Annotated in this window: 18 protein-coding genes; 15 read left to right on the top strand and 3 right to left on the bottom strand. The window is 62.7% G+C overall.

Going from position 1 to position 19,512, the window contains the following annotated elements; translation table 11 throughout:
* The first annotated feature begins 3 nt into the window (after positions 1–3).
* Positions 4–1,215, top strand: coding sequence for a DUF1501 domain-containing protein (locus tag ACOJSI_RS15350; RefSeq protein ID WP_420139171.1), 1,212 nt, complete (start codon positions 4–6; stop codon positions 1,213–1,215).
* Positions 1,216–1,354: 139 nt separating this feature from the next.
* On the opposite strand, the gene ACOJSI_RS15355 is transcribed toward ACOJSI_RS15350, so the two are convergent.
* Positions 1,355–1,951 carry an outer membrane protein gene (locus tag ACOJSI_RS15355; protein WP_420139172.1) on the bottom strand — a complete coding sequence of 199 codons (597 nt, stop codon included), beginning with the start codon at positions 1,949–1,951 and terminating at the stop codon, positions 1,355–1,357.
* Between the two features lie 310 nt (positions 1,952–2,261).
* Between ACOJSI_RS15355 and ACOJSI_RS15360 the strand changes: the two genes are divergently transcribed.
* The 5 genes from ACOJSI_RS15360 (at position 2,262) to ACOJSI_RS15380 (ending at position 9,094) form a co-directional block, all read left to right on the top strand.
* The gene (locus tag ACOJSI_RS15360; protein WP_420139173.1) at positions 2,262–2,720 is read left to right on the top strand and encodes a DUF4126 domain-containing protein; all 459 of its coding nucleotides are present in this window, start codon (positions 2,262–2,264) and stop codon (positions 2,718–2,720) included.
* 163 nt (positions 2,721–2,883) lie between these two features.
* Positions 2,884–3,459, top strand: coding sequence for an RNA polymerase sigma factor (locus ACOJSI_RS15365; RefSeq protein WP_420139174.1), 576 nt, complete (start codon positions 2,884–2,886; stop codon positions 3,457–3,459).
* Positions 3,443–4,387, top strand: coding sequence for a FecR family protein (locus ACOJSI_RS15370; RefSeq protein ID WP_420139175.1), 945 nt, complete (start codon positions 3,443–3,445; stop codon positions 4,385–4,387). The genes ACOJSI_RS15365 and ACOJSI_RS15370 overlap by 17 nt, the downstream gene beginning before the upstream one ends.
* 77 nt (positions 4,388–4,464) lie before the next feature.
* On the top strand, positions 4,465–7,428 hold the full coding sequence (locus ACOJSI_RS15375) for a TonB-dependent receptor (protein WP_420139176.1): 2,964 nt from the start codon (positions 4,465–4,467) through the stop codon (positions 7,426–7,428).
* Between the two features lie 10 nt (positions 7,429–7,438).
* Positions 7,439–9,094 (top strand): FAD-dependent oxidoreductase, encoded by a 1,656-nt coding sequence (locus tag ACOJSI_RS15380; protein WP_420139177.1) that lies wholly within the window; start codon positions 7,439–7,441, stop codon positions 9,092–9,094.
* 9 nt (positions 9,095–9,103) lie between these two features.
* Here ACOJSI_RS15380 and ACOJSI_RS15385 read toward each other — a convergent pair whose 3' ends face one another.
* Positions 9,104–10,117, bottom strand: coding sequence for an SMP-30/gluconolactonase/LRE family protein (locus tag ACOJSI_RS15385; protein ID WP_420139178.1), 1,014 nt, complete (start codon positions 10,115–10,117; stop codon positions 9,104–9,106).
* A 50-nt stretch (positions 10,118–10,167) separates the two neighbouring features.
* A complete protein-coding gene (locus ACOJSI_RS15390) occupies positions 10,168–11,277 on the bottom strand; it encodes a Gfo/Idh/MocA family protein (RefSeq protein WP_420139179.1) in 1,110 nt (369 codons plus the stop codon).
* Positions 11,278–11,474: 197 nt separating this feature from the next.
* On the opposite strand from ACOJSI_RS15390, the gene ACOJSI_RS15395 reads away from it, so the two are divergent.
* The 9 genes from ACOJSI_RS15395 (at position 11,475) to queA (ending at position 19,465) form a co-directional block, all read left to right on the top strand.
* Entirely contained in the window at positions 11,475–12,932 is a 1,458-nt protein-coding gene (locus ACOJSI_RS15395) for an MATE family efflux transporter (RefSeq protein ID WP_420139180.1), read from the top strand.
* Positions 12,933–12,934: 2 nt separating this feature from the next.
* Entirely contained in the window at positions 12,935–13,552 is a 618-nt protein-coding gene (locus ACOJSI_RS15400) for a glutathione S-transferase family protein (RefSeq protein ID WP_420139181.1), read from the top strand.
* 159 nt (positions 13,553–13,711) lie between these two features.
* On the top strand, positions 13,712–14,371 hold the full coding sequence (locus ACOJSI_RS15405) for a DUF1013 domain-containing protein (protein ID WP_420139182.1): 660 nt from the start codon (positions 13,712–13,714) through the stop codon (positions 14,369–14,371).
* Between the two features lie 127 nt (positions 14,372–14,498).
* Complete coding sequence (locus tag ACOJSI_RS15410) at positions 14,499–15,734, top strand: threonine synthase (protein WP_420139183.1); 1,236 nt, start codon at positions 14,499–14,501, stop codon at positions 15,732–15,734.
* Between the two features lie 76 nt (positions 15,735–15,810).
* Positions 15,811–16,056 carry an exodeoxyribonuclease VII small subunit gene (locus tag ACOJSI_RS15415; RefSeq protein ID WP_420139184.1) on the top strand — a complete coding sequence of 82 codons (246 nt, stop codon included), beginning with the start codon at positions 15,811–15,813 and terminating at the stop codon, positions 16,054–16,056.
* Between the two features lie 40 nt (positions 16,057–16,096).
* On the top strand, positions 16,097–16,963 hold the full coding sequence (locus tag ACOJSI_RS15420) for a polyprenyl synthetase family protein (RefSeq protein ID WP_420139185.1): 867 nt from the start codon (positions 16,097–16,099) through the stop codon (positions 16,961–16,963).
* On the top strand, positions 16,960–17,442 hold the full coding sequence (gene coaD / locus ACOJSI_RS15425; RefSeq protein WP_420139186.1) for a pantetheine-phosphate adenylyltransferase: 483 nt from the start codon (positions 16,960–16,962) through the stop codon (positions 17,440–17,442). Before ACOJSI_RS15420 ends, coaD begins: the two co-directional genes overlap by 4 nt.
* Positions 17,443–17,560: 118 nt before the next feature.
* Complete coding sequence (locus ACOJSI_RS15430; protein ID WP_420139291.1) at positions 17,561–18,310, top strand: peptidylprolyl isomerase; 750 nt, start codon at positions 17,561–17,563, stop codon at positions 18,308–18,310.
* A 102-nt stretch (positions 18,311–18,412) separates the two neighbouring features.
* On the top strand, positions 18,413–19,465 hold the full coding sequence (gene queA, locus ACOJSI_RS15435) for a tRNA preQ1(34) S-adenosylmethionine ribosyltransferase-isomerase QueA (protein ID WP_420139187.1): 1,053 nt from the start codon (positions 18,413–18,415) through the stop codon (positions 19,463–19,465).
* Positions 19,466–19,512 lie beyond the last annotated feature (47 nt).

Here is a 19,512-nt window from a genome sequence, read left to right on the forward strand (position 1 = left end):
ACCATGTCGTTGGATCGCCGTCAATTCCTCGCCGCGAGCGCCGTGTTAAGCCCCATGCTGATCGCGGGGCGGGCCTTCGCAGCGCCCGCTGCAGGAAGTCGCCTTTTGGTTGTATTCCTGCGCGGCGGCTATGATGCTGCCAACATCGTGGCCCCGACGGGGAGCGACTTCTACCACAGCGCACGTCCTAACATCGCGCTTGCCAAGCCTAACCCCAGCGATCCCAATGCCGCGCTTGAGCTCAACGCCGACTGGAGCCTCCACCCGGCGCTGCGGGAATCGATCTATCCGCTCTGGCAGAAGAAGCAGATTGCCTTCATTCCCTTCGCCGGCACCGATGATATGACTCGCAGTCACTTCGAGACGCAGGACACGGTAGAGTTGGGCCAGCCGGTTGGTGGCCATCGGGATTATCGCTCCGGTTTTATGGCGCGCCTGGCCGAGACGCTGGGTAAGGACCGGCCGATTTCCTTCACCGATCAATTACCTCTTTGCTTTCGTGGAGGTCCGATCATCCCGAACGTGGGCCTTGCGGCGGTTGGATCGAAACCGGCTGTCCCTGCACAGGATGCCGCGTTGATCGCACAAATGTATCAGGGGCAGCGCAGCGGATCCGTGGACCTCGGCAACTCGGTTGCGCAAGGCTTTCAGGTCCGTGATGAGGTTTTCAAGACCAGCGCGGAAATGGAAGAGGCCAATCGCGGTGCGGTCAGCCCGAAAGGCTTCGAGCTATCGGCACGTCGCATCGGGCGCCTGATGCGGGATCAGTTCAATCTCGCCTTTGTCGATGTCGGGGGTTGGGACACGCATGTGAACCAAGGTGGCGCGCAAGGATATCTTGCATCGCACATCGCTGAGCTGGGGCGCGGTCTGGTCGGCCTGGCGGATGAACTTGGCCCGCAAGCGTGGAGGAAGACGACGGTCGTCGTGATCTCGGAATTTGGTCGCACATTTCATGAGAATGGGGACAAGGGCACGGATCACGGCCATGGTAGCATCTATTGGGTGCTGGGCGGGGGCGTGAATGGTGGGCGCATCGCTGGCCCGCAGGATCCCATCACGCCTGATGCCCTCAATCAGTCGCGTGATCTTCCCGTCCTGACCGATTACCGCGCCATGATCGGCGGGCTGGTTGGACGGCAATTCTCCCTGGCGGGCGATCGTCTGGCCACCATATTCCCCGAAAGCAAGCCAGCGGACTTGTCGCTGATCTAACCGCTATGGTTTTGGCGAGTTAGTCCGGATCGGTACGGGAGACTGCGCATGGGCCTGTCCGTCGGGCGCGGGGGCACTCGCAGGCGCTGAGAGGAAAGGGGGAGGGCGCACCGATCGCCGCCGGGCGCCCTCCCGATCATTAAAAGCGGACGCCGGCGCTGAGGAACAGTCGCTGCCGTGCAGTGTGATCCTGGTAGTTCGAATATTTGTAGCCAACGCCGGTGTAGAAGCGGTCGGTCAGCGAATATTCGACGCCCGCGCCGACCTGATACCCATCCGTGTTGAAATGGTCGTAGAAGCCGGTTTCGGTTGCGGTGCCGGTGAACGCCTTGCGCTGCTCGTCCGTCACCCAGCCGCCGCTGACATAGCCCAGCAGCTTCGGATTGAAGAGGTAGCCGGCACGCACCCCTGCGCCGAGCTCGTTGAACGATTTGTGCGAGACGGTGCCGCCGTTCACGCCGGGCGTGTTGTTCTCACCACGGCCACGCCAATAGGTGAATTCAGGCCCCACCACGATGCGATCGCCGATCAGGCCATCATAGCCGATCGCGCCGCCGAACGCGAAATTATGGTCGTGCGTGCCCTGGCTTTGAAAGCGGTCGCCGCCGGCCTGAATTTCAGCGCGAAACCCGCGGAAGCTGGTGCCGTTGCTGCTGGTCGATGCAGTGTCTTGGGCGGTGGCTGCGGATCCCACCAGGCATGCGGCAGCCACGGCCGTCAAAAATGTTGTACGCATGTGCTATCCTTACGTAGTGATCGTCACCCCTGTCGGGCAAAACAAGCGTTCAGAATAGGCAGTGTTCCTCAACTCATCCCGTTTTCAACTCAACATCTTGATCCGAAATGGGTGAGCGATGCCAAAAAGCCTCACATTTAATTTGATCTGTTCATAGCACAGCAAGCTTTGTCACGCTTCGTCAATATTCCATTCAGAACTCGCCCCGCGCAGTGAAAATGGGCGCTCAATGCGGCCCAGCCGATCGGATGCAAATGGGACCTGACGGCCGACCGCGGCGTTATGCCGGCACCTCGCTGTGGAGATCATCATGCTGGCATCTTTTCTTATGGGTCTCGTTGGTGGGCAGCGGGCGATGACACCGCTCGCGATGGTTTCGATGGCGGCCGCACGCGGCGAACTTGCCGCCGACAATGGTGCGCCGCCTCTGCTCGGCCATCCAGTTGTCGCTGCGGGAACCTTATTGTTAGCCGTTGGGGAGATGGCGGGCGACAAGCAGAAGACGGCGCCTGACCGGATCGTGCCTATCGGTTTAGCGGCCCGCTTCATAACCAATGCCATTGCTGGTGCTGCGCTGGCGCCGCGCCGTCGGCGTTGGCTCGGGGCGGCGGTCGGCGGCGCCACCGCACTCGTGGCATCCTATCCCGGCTGGCGCGCCCGAATGGCTGCGCAAGGTCGCTATGGCCAGACGCCGACCGGCTTTGTTGAAGATAGCGCGGTTCTTGCCGGCGCAGCGGCAGTCATTCGACACCAGGCAACCCACGCCTGATGGGGTGCCAACCACTCTTTTAAGCCGGTATTATCCGGCTCGGTGCGTGCTGCGGGCGCCACGTTGCCGGCGCTCAATGCCTGTGTAACAATCGCGCTCGAAAAAAGATTTCCTCGCCAAAGACGGAAATTGGGCCGGAGCGACTCTTTGCTTCCGGAGGAGAGTGATTACGCAACCTGGACACTTGGCCGAATGGGTCGGACGCGAGATCCTGCCGCATGAGCGCGACTTGAGGGCGTGGCTCCAACGGCGGCTCGTGGCTGCCGCAGATGTGGAGGATGTCGTGCAGGAATGTTATTGCGCGATCGCTCAATTGTCCGATGTCAGCCACATTGCAGTCCCCCGGGCCTACCTGTTCACCATGGCGCGCAATCTGGTCCAGCGACAACGTCAGCGGGCGCGGGTCGTGCGTTTGGATGCTTCGGACGGGGTTTGCGATCCGATGCTTGAAAGCGACCATCTCTCGCCGGAACGCATCGCCAGCGCACGACAGGAATTACAGCGTGTACAGGCGGCAGTGTCTACCTTGAGCGATCGAGCGCGATGTATTTTCCTCATGCGCCGTTTGGACGGTCTTGCGCAGAAGGAGATTGCGCAGCGGCTGGGCGTAACCGAAACCATTGTGGAAAATGAGGCGAGCCGCAGTCTACGCGCTATCTTGAAGTTCATGGTTGAGCCGGCCGCCGATGATGCGCCAGCACCCATTGCGGGGGGCACGAGCCATGTCCGAACCCGTTGACGATCTTGCGGCCCGTTGGGCGCTGCGCGAGCCCCTCGACGATGTCGGGCAGGCGCAAATGGCGGCATGGCTAGCCGAAGATCCGCGCAATCAGGGCGCCCTCTTGCGTGCCCGCGCCGCCCTTTCGCTGATCGGTTCTGCCCTTGTGCCGGAGCAGGATGGCGACCCCGTTCGCGGGCCGCAGCGTCTAAGCCGTCGCTGGGTGGTTACGGGGATCGGTAGCGCCATGGCGGCTGCACTTGCCGGCCTCGTGGGATGGCCGCGCCTGATGGGGCAGCATGTCCAGACGGCCCGTGGAGAAATCCGGCGCCTGCCGCTGGCGGACGGATCGATCGCGACGATCGACACCGGTAGCGATATGCGGGTTGTGCTCGCCAGCGACAGCCGCCGGATCGCGCTGCGCCAGGGACAAGCCTGGTTCCAGGTTGCCAAGGATCGCAAGAGGCCCTTCATCGTCGACGCCGGCATCGCGCAGGTCCGTGCCGTCGGTACCGCCTTCTCCGTAAGCCGGACCGGCGACATCGTGAACGTCGCGGTGACGGAGGGTACCGTCGCGGTCTGGCCGAGCGGCGCCGACGGTGCCATGAACATCCTTCAGGCTGGTCAATATGCCATCTTCAACGGGGCGGATGCACCGCCGTCGACCGGCACCGCCCCTGCGGCCATCGCGCGTTCTTTGGCATGGCGGGAGGGTGAGATTGCGCTGCAGGATGAGCCGCTGAGCAACGCGATCGCCCAGTTCAACCGCTACAATCACCAGCAATTGGTGATCGTGGATCCCGATCTAGGCCATGAGCGTCTTGTCGGGCTGTTCAGGATCGACAATCCCACCGATTTTGCCAGGACGCTTGAAGCATCGTTCGGGGTTTCCGTTCGTGTAACGACCGATGAAATCCAGTTGTCCCGAAAAAAGTTGGAAATGCACTGACGGAAAATCGCAGTTGCAGACTCGAAGGATCGAGAGCGCACAAAAAATGGGCGCCGTCTTCGGGAGGGGAAATTGCGATGATCCACGCGCGTACTATTCTGCTGCTTGGCGGCGCCACGATCGGGTTGTGCGTGGTGGCTGTTCCAGCCGCGGCGCAGGTTCGCCGCTTCGACATTCCGGCTCAGGCTGCGTCGACCGGAATACCAATGTTCGCGCATCAGGCCGGCATCCAGATCCTTGCGCCTGGCGCGATTACCAACGGCGTGACCTTGAACGGCCTCCAGGGATCCATGGACGTTCCTACCGCTCTTCGCACATTGTTGTCGGGAACCGACCTCACGCCAGTTGCGGTGGGTCAGGCGATTATCCTGCGGCGTCGCGATACGAATGGTGGCGCTTTGAAGCCGCGGCCTCTGGCTTTTGCGCAAGCCGCCCAGCCTGCGGCGGCACCGCAGGAGGTTGTGCCAAGCACGACCGCGCCGATCGCCGCCGGGGCGGGCGAAGGGGATGAGGTGGTCGTCACCGGCATTCGCGCGTCACTTCAGCAGTCGATCGCGACCAAGCGGGCCGCGGGCAATATCGCCGACGTCATCAGCGCGCAGGATATCGGCAAGCTGCCCGATCAAAATGTCGCAGAGTCTCTAAGCCGTATCACGGGTGTGCAGATCAGCCGGCGAGAGGGCGAAGGCTCCAACTTCACCGTCCGCGGCATTTCGCAAAACCGATTGGAGATTAACGGGCGAACCTATCTTGGGCCGACGGCGAACGGTACGCCGGCGTTGGAGACGCTCAGCCCCGAGATCCTGTCCAGCATCGTCGTGAGCAAAACGCCCTCGGCCGACATGCCGGAAGGCGCGCTCGGCGCGACGGTCAATCTCAAGACCAAGCGGCCGCTGGAGCTGGCGGACCTCGTCGTCTCCGGGCGCGTCCAGGGTGCCTATACGGATCAGGCGGATAAAGCGGGATTGCGGACATCGGCACTGGTGTCGAAGAATTTTGATGATCGGTTCGGCGTCCTTGCCAGCCTTGCCTACACCAAACTTGATACGCTGGGTTACTCCTACGATTCCGGAGGCTGGACGCGGACGGACAATATCGACGGTAATGGTGACGGCGTGGCCGATCCGGGGCTGTTCCGTCCCAATCGGATCATGGCGCGCATCTATGATCGGCGTGAGAACCGGCTGACCGCCAATGGTACGGCGCAGTGGCGCCCGACGGATACGCTGGAATTCATCGTCGACGGCACCTATTCGCGGCTCTCGCGCAAGCGCAACGACACCAATTATCAGGTGTTGCTTAACGACAACGATGTTGATGCGCGGGCGGACGCCAATGGCACCGTTGTTAGCGGCACCTTCAACGGCGTCACGCTACGTCCGCTGATCTACGACGAACCGACCAAGCTGCAGACCACCAATTTCGGCGCTTCGGGAAAATATGAAGCCGGCCGCCTGCGCATCAGCGTCGATGGCTCCTACAGCAAGGCCAAGGGGACGGACGGCGGCCCGGGCGCGTCCTTCGTTTATGTGGTAGTCCCCAGAGCCGGCAACATCACCAACGCCTCCTACAATTTCGTTCCGGGGCATCTGCTGCCTGATCTTTCGCTAAACACGAACTTCAACCGGGACGATCCGGCGCAATATCGGCTCAACTCGGTCTTCGATTCCGATAATCAGTCCGATAATACGGGGTATGATGCGCGGATCGATGGCCATTACGACCTTGATTTTGGGCCGCTAAAGTCCGTCGAGACCGGGTTCCGCTACGAACATCTGTCTCTATTCGGCTCCTATCCACAGAATACGCCTGGTGCTGCGGCGCTGCTGGCGACGGGCGACAAGAATGGCGATGGGATCATCGGCCTCGATGAACTCCCCGGCGTCCAATATGACCGGATCACCAGCAAATTCTATCCCGGCGCCAGCGCCAATTTCCCGCGGCAGTTGTTGACCGGTACGGCCAACGCCACGGCCGCGCGCGACGGCCTCAATCTTCCCACGCTCGATCCCTATGCCGCCATCACGGTAGGCGTGACATCGATCGCCAACATCAAACAGGAAACCACCGCGGAATATGTGAAGGCGAATTTCGGCGGAGACTTGGGCACTATTCGCTATTCGGGCAATGCCGGTCTGCGCTTCCTTTCCACGTCGCGCACATCGTCCGGCTATCTCGCGGTCGGTACGCCCACATCGGCGACCTACAAATTCAACTATGTCCTGCCGAGCGCCAACGTGAAGTTCGACTTTACGGACGATTTATCGCTGCGCCTGGCAGCTGCGAAGGTGGTGGCGCGGCCGAATATCGGCGACGTCAGCGTCAGCTTCGTTCCCAACACCGTGTCCTTCACCGGATCGCGCGGCAATCCCGGCCTGCGCCCGTTCGAGGCGAAGCAATATGATGCCAGCCTTGAATGGTATTTCGCGCCCGCGAGTTCACTGACGGCGGCCCTCTTCAAGAAGGATGTGAACTCCTTCACGGTCAACACCGTGACCCAGGAGTTCATCCCCGGCTTCTCCGAGACATATGGACTTTTCAATATCAGCCAACCGACCAACGGCGAGAATGGCACCATCAAGGGGTTCGAAGTGGGGTATCAACAAACCCTGCGCTTCCTGCCGGGCATATTACGGAACCTGGGTGTCCAGGCCAACTACACCTATGTCGACAGCCGAACCCCATTGATCGATCCGCTCACGGCCCGAAGACTGCCGCTGCCGGGACTATCCAAGAACAACTACAATCTCATCGCCTTCTATGAAGATGGCCTGATTTCGGCCCGCGTGGCCTATACGTTCCGCGACAAATATCTCATCGCCGTGCAGAGCGCGGCCAGTGGCGGCAGTCTGTATCAGGCTTCGACAGGCCAGCTGGACGCATCGGCACAGATCAACCTGACAAAATCCGTCCGTCTCATCGTTGAAGGCGTCAACCTCAACAAGTCCGTCACCAACCAATATCTGCAATACCCCAATCGCCTTTTCCTGACCACGCGCGAAGATCGGCGTTTGTTCTTCGGCGTCGCGGCGACCTTCTGAGGTACAGATCATGCGCATCATCCTGACCATGATGGCCGCGGTCGGCTTTGGCTCCGTCTCTGTCGATGCGGCCCCACCGCGCGCGAAAACGCCGGTGGCGGCCGAGGCGGATCTTGTCGTCTACGGCTGCACGTCGGCCGGCGTAACCGCAGCCACCGCGGCAAGCGACCTCGGCAAGACCGTCACGCTGCTCTGTACGGGCGACTATGTCGGGGGCATGACCACCAACGGGCTTGGTTGGTCGGATACCGGTAACCACCGCGCGATCGGCGGCATGGCGCTGCGCTTCTATCGGGAGGTCAAACGCTGGTATGACCAGCCGGGGGCGTGGACCGCCAGTGCCCGCCCGTCCGACGCGACGGAAAACTTCGTCAATGATGGCGCGCAGTGGATTTTCGAGCCGCACGTTGCGGAGCGCATCTATGAGGATTGGCTACGGCGAAAGACCATAAAGATCGTCCGTAACCAGCGGCTGGATCGCAGCGCGGGCGGGGTGCGCAAGGACGGGGCGCGGATCGTGGCAATCCGATCCGAAAGCGGCGTGCTCTATCGCGGAAAGATGTTCATCGATGCCACCTATGAAGGCGATCTGATGGCCGCGTCCGGCGTTTCCTTCGCGGTGGGACGGGAGGCGAACGCAACCTATGGCGAGACGCTGAACGGCGTGCAGACGCGCAACAGCGTCAAGCATCAATTCACCAAGGACATCGATCCTTATGTCGTGCCAGGCCGGCCTGCCAGCGGATTGCTCCCCCATATTTCGGCGGAGCGGGCCGATCCGGATGGATCGGCAGACCGCAAGGTTCAGGCCTATATGTATCGGCTCTGCCTGACCGACGTAGCCGCCAACCAGGCGCCGCTGCCGCGGCCGGAGGGCTACGATCCGCGCGAGTTCGCGCTGCTCGGCCGCTATCTCGCCAGCGGCGTCGACGATGTCTTCCGAAAGTTCGATCGAATCCCCAACGGCAAGACCGACGTCAACAATTGGGGCGCATTCTCCTTCGATGCGATCGGGATGAACTATGATTATCCCACCGCCAGCTATATCGAGCGGGAGACGATCCTCGCTGCACATCGCCGCTATCAGCAGGGCGTTCTCTGGTATCTTGCGCATGATCCGGCTGTGCCGGGAAAGATCCGTACCGAGATGCAGCGCTGGGGCCTCTGTCGCGACGAGTTCACCCGCAACGCCAACTGGCCGCGTGAAATCTATGTGCGCGAAGGCCGGCGGATGGTCTCCGATTTCGTCATGGCCGAACCCTATCTGACCCGCGCCAAGTCGACGCCGGAGCCGATCGGCATGGGATCTTACAATATGGATTCCCATAATGTGCAGCGGATCGTCGATGCCCGCGGCTTCGTCCGCAACGAGGGCAATATCGAAGTTTCGCCCGGCGATGCCTATCCGATCAGCTATCGCGCTATCGTGCCCAAGCGCGCGGAAGCCAGCAACCTTCTGGTCCCGGTCGCCCTGTCGGCATCCCACATCGCCTACGGTTCGATCCGGATGGAGCCCGTTTTCATGATCCTGGGCGAATCCGCGGCGGCGGCGGCGTCATTGGCGATCGATGGCGGCACCTCGGTACAGGATGTCGCTTATGCGAAGCTCCAGGCCGCACTGCTGCGGCGGAACCAGATCCTGTCCTTGGCGGGGCCGGCGGGATAGCTTCTCCGATCAGGCGCGCCAGCCGTTGATCCGCAGCGGCAGACGCAACACGCGTGTGTTGGACGTGAGGTAAAGCGTCCGGCCGTCATCTCCAAAACAGCAATTGGCGATGGCCGCGCCGTCTTCGATCAGGCCCAATTTCTCCCCGTCGGGCGCCAAGATCCACATGCCTCCTGGCGCGGAGCAGAACATCGTGCCGTCCGCCGCGATCTTCATGCCGTCCGGATTGCCGGGGCCGGGCATGTCGCCGGCGTCGAGGAAGACGCGGCCGGGGCTGGAGGGCAGTCCGTCGGCTCCAAGATCATAGACCATGATCTTCTTGTTCTGCGGGTCGGAGCTGGACACGAATAAGCGCTTCTCGTCCGGCGACAATGCGATGCCGTTGGGGAAGGTGAGCCCGCCCTCCACCAGTTGCACCTCGCCGCCCTCTTTCCAGCGATAGACGCCGTTCTGCGCCGTTTCCTTCAGCAGTGACTCGTTAAACTGTGCGAAGCCGTAAGGAGGATCGGTGAAGTAGATCGCGCCGGATCTGGACACGGTCAGATCGTTGCAGCTGTTAAACCTATGGCCTTCATAACGGCCGAGCAGCGTCGTGCGCTGCTTGGTGCGCAGGTCGACGCGATCGATCGACCGGCCACCACTGTTGGCGATCAACAGGCGGCCCTGATGGTCCAGGGCCAATCCGTTGGAGCCGGCCTCACGGACCAGCTTCGGATCCAGCCCGCCAGTGCCTGACGGTTCCAGGAAGATGGACACGCCGTCTCTGCGGCTCCAGCGGCGCATGATGTTCGCCGGTGGATCGGAAAAGAGGAGGTAGCCGCCCTGCTTCACCCAAACGGGCCCCTCCGCCCATTTGATGCCGGTCGCGATCACTTCCGCCTTGGCGCCAGGATCGATGATGCGATCCAGCTTGGGCGATATGCGGCGGACGGTGGGCGCAACCTCGCCCGGCGCGTCGGCCCAGGCGGTCGCGGCCGCAAGCGCCACGGTCGAAGCCAGTAAAGTCCGGCGGGTAAGCATCATCGAGTGCGCGCCCTTTTTTTGCGAAGGAGAGCCTGAAGCGGAAGAGGAGCTTATAACGTGATACGCTTCTTCTCACGCGCCGATCGATAAATCGCCTCCACGATGCGAAGGTCGCGCAGACCCTCTTCGCCCGATACGATCGGCTCCTTATTCTGCGCGATACATTCGGCGAAGTGGTCGAGCTGCCCGGCAAATTGCGTCGGGCGCGGGCCGGGGGGCGGGTTCGCGATCTCGGTCTCGCGGCCATCGCGCCCGGTCCACATCTTGTTGCCCGTATAGCGTGTCGCCGGCTCCAGCTCGATCCGGCCTTTGTCCCCCATCAAAAGGATATGGTTCTGATTGGCGCTGTACATCGACAGGCAGGATGCGATCACGCCGGACGGGAATTCCAGCTCCCACTCGATCCGATCCTCAACCTCCTGGAAGCGCGGGTCGCTCTTGTCGGTGCTTTCATGCGCATAGACGGCGATCGGCTCCTCGCCTGTCATGTAGCGCGCCGCTTGCAGGCTGTAGACACCCATGTCCATCAGCGATCCGCCGCCTGACAGGGCTCGCTTCAGGCGCCACATATTCGGGTTCGGCTGCACGAAGCCATGCTCGCTGCGCAGATATTTGCGGGTGCCGATCGCTCCTGACGATGCCAGCCGCATCGCTTCCAGATTGGTGGCCTCGAAATGGACGCGATAGCCGATCATCAGCTTCTTGCCGGCCTTCTTGCAGGCCGCGATCATCGATTCACATTCCGCGACGGAGATCGCCATCGGCTTCTCGCACATCACATGTTTGCCGGCCTTGGCGGCGCGCACGACATAGTCATGGTGCATCGAATTGGGCAGGCAGACATAGACGATGTCGACGTCTGGGTTGTCGCGGATCGTGTCGAAGTTCTGGTAATTATATATCGCGCGATCCGGCAGGCCATGTTCGGCGGCGACGCGCTTCGCCTTTTCCGGATCGCCGCTGACGACTGCGGCGAGGCGGCTGTTCGTGCAATTGACGAATTGGGGGATGATGACCTTCAGGCCGTACGTGCCGAGGCCAACGATCGCATAGCCCAGCTTGCGGTTCGGATCGGCCGCTCGAGCCGCGCCCGGAAGGGCCACCGCCGCGGCAACGCCGCCGGCTGCGACCACCATCTCACGTCTGTTGATGCCGGTCATTCGCGCTCTCCTCGCCCTTTGTGAACCCGGTCATGCTGGGCGAAGGCCGGCGATGAGTCGCTACGCTACGTATCGACTTTCCGGCATTTCACGCAGGCGAACGGAACTGCCGCAGCAGGTTAGCGATATAGCTCGACCGCGCAAATGCTATAGCATCTCATCTACGACCAAAGGAGGGGGCAATCGCTAGCACCAAAATGTCCGGACCGGCCGCGCAGGCGGGCCGGCGCGATTTGACGCAAGGCCCGATCGCCCGGACATTGCTGTTGTTCGCCCTGCCGACCTTGGGCTCGAATGTACTTCAGTCGCTCAATGGTTCGATCAATTCGATCTGGGTCGGTCGTTTCCTTGGCGAAGGCGCGCTGGCGGCGACCACCAACGCCAACCTTGTCATGTTCTTGATGTTCGCGCTCGGCTTCGGCTTCGGGATGGCAGCCACCATTCTCGTGGGCCAGAGCATGGGGGCCGGGGACGTTCAGGGGGCCCGCCGTGCCATGGGTACGGCCCTCGGCCTGTTCGCGATCATCTCGGTTCTGATCGCGCTCTTCGGGTGGCTTTTCGCCCCGCACCTGCTGGAGATATTGGCGACGCCCGCCCAGTCTCAGGCGCTCGCTTTGGCCTATCTGCGCGTGATCTTCCTTGCGATGCCACCCATGTTCATCGGCGTTCTGCTGACCATGGGCATGCGGGGCACGGGGGATAGCGTCACGCCGCTGCGACTGATGATCCTCTCGGTCATTCTCGATGCAGGGCTCAACCCGCTGTTGATCGCGGGCGTAGGGCCCTTTCCCCGCATGGGCATTGCGGGTTCGGCCGTGGCTACTTTGGCCGCCAATTATGTGATGCTCCTTGTCGGCATTTACTACATTTATGCGCGTGATCTGCCGATCCGGCTGCGGGGTACGGAGCTTCGCTATCTCTGTCCCGATCGTGCCTTGCTGAAGGTGATCGCGATCAAGGGCCTGCCAATGGGCATGCAGATGCTCGTGTTCAGCCTGTCGGGCCTGGTGATGGTGGGGTTGGTCAACCGCGCCGGGATCGACGTGACCGCGGCCTACGGCATTGCCCAGCAACTTTGGACCTATGTGCAGATGCCTGCCCTGGCGATCGGCGCGGCGGTGTCGGCGATGGCGGCACAGAATATAGGGGCCGGGCGCTGGGATCGGGTCGGTCAAATCACCCGCGCGGGCGTGATCACCAACATCGTCATGACGGGCGCTCTGATTGTTGTCATGCTGTTGTTCGATCGCCCGATCTTCGCCCTTTTCGTCGGCGGCGAGAGTGCGGCGATACCGATCGCGCGGCACATCCAGCTGATCGGCAGCTGGAGCTTCATACTGTTCGGCGTGACCCTGGTGCTTTTCTCTACCGTGCGCGCCAATGGTGCTGTCTACGCGCCGCTGATCATCCTGATCCTGAGCGTGCTGGTTGGGAGGCTGGGCTTCGCCGCCGCGCTGATGCCGCGTTACGGGATAGACGTGCTCTGGTGGAGCTTTCCGCTCGGCTCGGCCATTTCCCTCGTCTTGGCAATCGCTTATTATCGCTACGGCAATTGGCGCGCGCCGGGCATGATCGGTAGCGTGATCGAAGCGGAAGCCGCCGAACATAGCCATGCCGATGGCGAGGCCGGTGGTCGCCTTGCCCCAGGAGGGTGACGATGGAGCCGATGGTCCTGCACGAATATGCCCCGTCTGGGAATTGCTACAAGATAAGGCTCACTGCCGCGCTGCTAGGTCTGCCGCTCGAACGTCGGCACTATGATATCATGCATGGCGAGACGCGCACCCCGGCCTTCCTGCAAAACATCAACGCAAACGGGCGCATTCCCGTGCTGCAGGTGGGAAGCCGTTTGCTGCCCGAAAGCAATGCCGCCTGCTGGTATCTGGCGACCGGCACGCCGCTCATCCCGGACGACAGGTTCGAACAGGCGGACATGCTGCGCTGGATGTTCTTCGAACAATATAATCACGAACCCAATATAGCGACCCTGCGCTTCTGGAAGGCATTCATTGGGGAAGAGCGCCTCACGGCAAGCCAGACAGCGCAGATCCCGGCCAAGCGGCTGGCGGGGGAGGCGGCCCTTGCGGTCATGAACGATCATCTCGCCCAACGAGACTTCTTCGTCGCGGATAGGGTCACGCTGGCCGACATCAGCCTCTACGCTTATACCCATGTCGCGGATGAGGGAGGCTTCGATCTGTCGCGCTGGCCCGCTGTGCAACGCTGGATCGACGCGGTGTCGGCCGCACCGGGGCATGTATCGTTGGACGCTTGAGCCGCTGAAGGCGCATCAGCGTGTCACGCCAGGATCGTGGACCGCCCGCAATCCTGGGTGCAAGACAAACCCTTGCTCCGAAAGCGGGCTCGTTCTACATTCCGCCCATATTCAGGCCGCTCCGCGAGGGGCGGCCCTTTCTTTATCTGGAGAGTTTCAGTGGCCCAGCCGCTCATGCCCCACGCGACCGCCTCCTGGCTCGTCGACAATACATCGCTGAGCTTTCAGCAGATTGCGGAGTTTTGCGGGCTCCATATTCTGGAAATCCAGGCCATCGCCGATGATACCGCGGCGACCAAGCTGACGGGCCGCGATCCCGTGCGCGCGCACGAGCTGACGCAGGAAGAGATCGACAAGGGCCAGGCCGATCCCAACTACAAGCTGCAAATCTCCAAGGGTCCCGAGCCGGTCCGCCGCACCAAGGGCCCGCGCTACACGCCGGTGTCCAAGCGTCAGGACAAGCCCGATGGCATCGCTTGGATCATCCGCAATCATCCCGAAGTGTCCGATGGCCAGATCAGCCAGCTGATCGGTACCACCCGCACGACCATCGCCGCGATCCGCGACCGGACCCACTGGAACATCGCCAACATCACGCCGAAGGATCCGGTGACGCTCGGTTTGACGTCTCAGCGCGAGCTGGACGCCGTGGTTGCCAAGGCGGCCAAGGCTGCCGGGATTGAGGCGCCGATCGACACGCGGCTCGATGGGGATCGCGAGGCGCTGATCAGCCAGTTGCGCCAGGAGCGTGAGACCGCTTCCCATGCCGGCGACGCGATCCTGTCTGACGTGGACGCACTGTTCGGCAAGCGCGACTGATCTTCGGACACGATATCCTGCGCGGCGCTCATGACGTCGCAGGATATCAGCGGATCTGATCGGGCATCTTGACGGCGGCTGCGCGGCAAGCCGGGTCGGGCATCAGGCATCTTTGGCGGGAACGGCAATGCACGATGACAATCTGACGGCCGATCGCCCGACCTTCGTTTCGCATCTCGAATGCGGCCTCACCGGCGAACGCTATGAGGCGGACAGGCTTCACGGCCTGTCTCGCGTCGGCCGCCCGCTGCTGGTGCGCTATGATCTGGATGCTGTGCGTTCTGCGCTGTCGAAGGATAAGCTGGCGGCGCGCCCCGCCGATCTGTGGCGGTATCGCGAATTGCTGCCGGTGCGCCGCCGCGAAAATATCATCAGCCTTGGCGAGACGGTGACGCCGATCGTACCGCTCGACACGATCGCGCGGGAATGCGGGGCATCCGCGCTGCTGGTGAAGGATGAAGGGCGCCTGCCGACCGGCTCCTTCAAAGCGCGCGGGCTGGTCATGGCGCTCTCCATGGCCAAGGAATTGGGTGTTACCGCCATCGCCATGCCCACCAACGGCAATGCGGGTGCGGCCGCTGCGGCTTATGCCAGCCGGGCCGGTATCGATGCCGTGATCTTCTGCCCGGCCGACACGCCGGAGATCAATGTTCGCGAAATCGCGGCGCAGGGCGCGCGCGTCTATCGCGTTGACGGGCGGATCGACGATTGCGGCAAGCTCGTTGCCCAAGGCGTGAAGGAACGCGGCTGGTTCGATCTGTCCACGCTCAAGGAGCCTTATCGGATAGAAGGCAAGAAAACGATGGGTCTGGAGCTGGCCGAGCAGCTCGGCTGGCAACTGCCTGACGTGATCTTCTATCCTACCGGAGGTGGGACGGGATTGATCGGCATGTGGAAGGCCTTTGACGAGCTCGAGGCGCTTGGCTGGATCGGGTCGGAGCGCCCGCGCATGGTGGCCGTCCAGGCCGAAGGCTGCGCCCCGATCGTACGCGCGTTCGAAGAGGGCGCACGCCATGCACGTCGCTGGGAAGATTCTCACACCATTGCGATGGGGATCCGCGTGCCCCAGGCGGTCGGGGATTTCCTGATCCTGGATGCCGTGCGCGCGAGCGGCGGCTTTGCCATGGCAGTCTCGGATGCCGCAATTGGGGAGGCGGTGGAGGATGCCGGGCGAAAGGACGGCCTGCTTCTCTGTCCGGAAGGCGGTGCGACGCTGGCGGCCTATCGCAAGGCTCGGGCGGACGGTCTAGTCCGCGCCGAAGATCGCGTGATGCTGTTCAACTGCGCGACCGGCCTCAAATATCCTTTGCCGGATCTGTCCCGCACCCTCACTACAAATGCAATCGACTGGGCTGCGCTCTGACGGACGCCTGCCGATCGGACGAACCGGGTGCGGCCGCCTTGACCCTGACACGCTCCGGTCCCAAGAGTCGCCGCCGATGAGCGACGATCCCACCATATCCCAATTGTCCTTCGAAGATGCGCTGAAGCGGCTTGAGACGATCGTGCACCGTCTCGAAAGCGGTGAGGCAAGTCTCGATGAATCGATCGAACTTTATGCCGAAGGCGACAAGCTGCGCGGGCAGTGCGAGCAGCGGCTGCAGGCCGCGCAGGCGCGGATCGAGAAGATAACGCTCGGCCCGGACGGCGGCCCGCGCGGCACCCAGTCTTTCGATGCCGGCTGAGACGCAGATGAGCGTGGTGCCGCTTTCCCTTCGCTCGGCGATGGAACAGATCGCTTCGGACGTCGATCAGATGTTCGATCGCCTGCTCGCCGTTCCCGCCGATCCGCGGGCCCGCTTATATGAGGCTATGCGTCATGCCGCGATCGGCGGCGGCAAGCGATTGCGGCCCTTGCTCGTGCGCGCGGCTGCGGATCTCTTCCTGGTCGATCGGGTCCCCGCATTGCGCGTCGGCGTCGCGATCGAGTGCATCCACGTCTACCGCCTGATCCACGACGACATGCCTTGCATGGACGACGACGATCTTCGTCGTGGCCGTCCGACCGTGCACAAGGCTTATGACGAAGCGACCGCCGTACTGGCGGGCGATTCCCTCCATGCGCTGGCGTTCGAAGTGCTCGCGGATGCGGAAACGCACGCCGATCCGTTCGTGCGCGTCGAACTTTCGGCCGAGCTTGCCAAGGCCTCCGGCCCGGCCGGAATGGCCGGTGGACAAATGATGGATCTGGTGGCGGATGGCGCGGAGTTCGATCTGGGTGCCGTCACCCGTCTCCAGCAGTTGAAGACAGGCGCGCTGATCGGCTTCTGCCTTGAGGCGGGCGCGATCCTGGGGCGGGTGCCGCCGGAGGGACGTCGCCTGATCCGCGCCTATGCGCGGGACATTGGCCTGGCCTTCCAGATTGCGGACGATCTGCTCGACGTGGAAGGCGCCGCCGATATCACGGGCAAGGCGGTCGGCAAGGACGCAGCCCAGGGCAAGGCGACCTTTGTATCACTGTTGGGGCCGGACCGTGCCCGGCAGCAGGCACAGATTCTGGTCGACCAGGCAATCGGCCATCTTGCCGGTTTCGGCGAGGAGGCGGCGCTGCTGCGGGCGATCGCCCGTTATGTGGTGGAGCGCGACCGGTGAACCGGGTTGCCGTTTATACCGGTACCTTTGATCCGCTCACCCTCGGTCATGTCGATATCATCCGCCGGGCGGCACGGCTCGCAGATAGGCTCATCGTTGGTGTGTCCACCAACTCGCTGAAATCACCGCTGTTCACTTTGGATCAGCGGGTTGCGTCGCTGCGCCGCGAGGTGGCCACAATCGCCTCCCATATCGACGTTCAGGAATTCGCCGGCCTGGCCGTGGCCTTCGCCCAGACTGTCGGCGCGCAGTTCGTCGTGCGTGGGCTCCGCAGCGGCACCGATCTGGATTATGAAAGTGCCATGGCGGCGATGAATGGCACGATGACACCTCAGATTGATACGGTTTTCCTGGTCGCCGCGCCTGCCTTCGCTCCCATCGCTTCGTCGCTGGTGAAGGATGTCGCGCGCGGTGGCGGCAGTATCGAACATTTTGTGCCGGCCGCGGTCGCTGCCGAGATACGCGCTCACACGCGTTGATAGAACGGAGTTCAATCCTTTGTCTTTGAAGTTGTTTGCACTGGGCCTGGTCGGTTTCGCCACCCCATTGCTTGCGCAGTCGACGGTGACGGGGCCGCAGGGCTATGCGGAGCCAAAGGTGCGGGAAATGGCTGTGCCGGAGGTCGGCGCCGCTCCTACGCCCACGCCCGAAAACACGTTCAATGTGCAGCTTTCGACCGGTGGGGTCGTGTCGATCCTGCTGCGACCCGACAAGGCGCCGAACTCGGTCGAGCGCATCAAGACGCTCGCGAACCGCCATTTCTACGACGGCACGACGTTCCATCGCGTCATCGAAGGATTCATGGCCCAGGGCGGCGACCCGAAGGGCACCGGCGAAGGCGGTTCCGATCTTCCCGATCTGAAGGCGGAGTTTAACGAGCTGCCGCATGTCCGCGGCGCTATGGCAATGGCGCGCGCGCAGAGCGAAGACAGCGCCAACAGTCAATTCTACATCATGCTCGCGCCCAATCTCACGCTCGATCGGAAATATACGGTGGTCGGGCGGGTCTATGCCGGCATGGCCTATGTCGACATGATTGAGAAGGGCGAGCCGCCGGCGAACCCGACCAAGATCGTACGGGCCTGGATTGGGGCTCCGCCCGCGGACGCGGCAACGCCGCCGGTCGCGACCCAGGCGGCTTCGGCGGCAGCCGACACGGCAGCGGCTCAGGCCGCCCAGGCATCGCTTGCGGCAGGGGATGCCGCGAAGGCTGCGAAGGCCGGCAACGCTAGTGTCGCCACCGAGCGTGCCGCCGCGGCACAGCTTTCCGCGCAGGCGGCGGCTCAGGCGGCGGGCGATGCGGCTGCGGCATCTCAGCAGGCGCAGAAGAAGCGTCGGCCGCGATAAGGCGCTATTGGGCTGGATGTCCCTAGGGCAGCCGGCCAGCTATTGTGACGGTCTCCGACTGAGCGGGCGCGCTCGGCCGCGGATGCCGAACTGGATGATCCGATGCGCGTCGATCTCTTCGATTTCGAGCTTCCCCAAGACCGCATAGCCCTGCGGCCGGTCAGCCCGCGCGACAGCGCGCGTCTGCTGTTGCTTGATGGAGATCGTACGGAAGATCGCATCGTCAACCAATTGCCGACATTGCTGCGGCGTGGTGACTGCCTGGTGTTCAACGACACGCGGGTCATCCCGGCGCAACTGGAAGGCCGGCGGGGGGAGGCGGCCATCGGCGCGACGCTCCACAAGCGGGAGGGACCGCGCGCCTGGGTCGCCTTCGTGCGCAACGCCAAGCGGGTCCGCGTCGGGGATCGCATTAATTTCAGCGCCGATGTCTCGGCTCTGGCGACCGAGAAGCGCGACGATGGATCGCTATTGCTGGAATTCGAAGGTGACGAGCCGGTTGAGCTTCTGCTGGAACGCGCCGGCCGGATGCCGTTGCCACCGTATATCGCAGGAAAGCGCGCCACGGATGAGCGCGATCTAGCCGATTACCAGACGATGTTCGCAAATGAGCCAGGTGCCGTTGCAGCACCAACCGCAGCGCTGCACTTCACGCCAGACTTGCTGCACGGATTGGAGGCTGCCGGGATCTCCCATGCAACGCTGACCTTGCATGTCGGCGCAGGCACGTTCCTGCCGGTCAAGGCGGAGGATACCGAAGCCCACCGCATGCACGCTGAATGGGGGCGGATCGATGCAGCCACGGCCGATCGCCTCAATCAAATACGCGCCGCTGGCGGTCGCCTCATCGCGGTAGGCACGACCAGCTTGCGCCTGATCGAGAGCGCAGCCGGCGAGGATGGGGTGATCCGCTCGTTCGAGGGGGATACGTCCATCTTCATCACGCCAGGCTATCGGTTCCGCGCAATCGACGGACTGCTCACCAACTTCCATCTCCCTCGTTCGACCTTGTTCATGCTGGTCTCGGCCCTCATGGGGCGGCAACGGATGCAGGCAGCCTATGCGCATGCTATCCAGCATGGTTACCGTTTCTATTCCTATGGCGATGCCTCGCTGCTCCTGCCGAAGGCAGACACCGCAGCGGATCGAGCCTGACGACGCAAAGGGATGACTTTCCGCGGGCACGCGCTATCCGCCGGGAA

Origin of the sequence: Sphingomonas sp. (assembly GCF_048595155.1) — a bacterium.
GTDB lineage: Bacteria > Pseudomonadota > Alphaproteobacteria > Sphingomonadales > Sphingomonadaceae > Sphingomonas_I.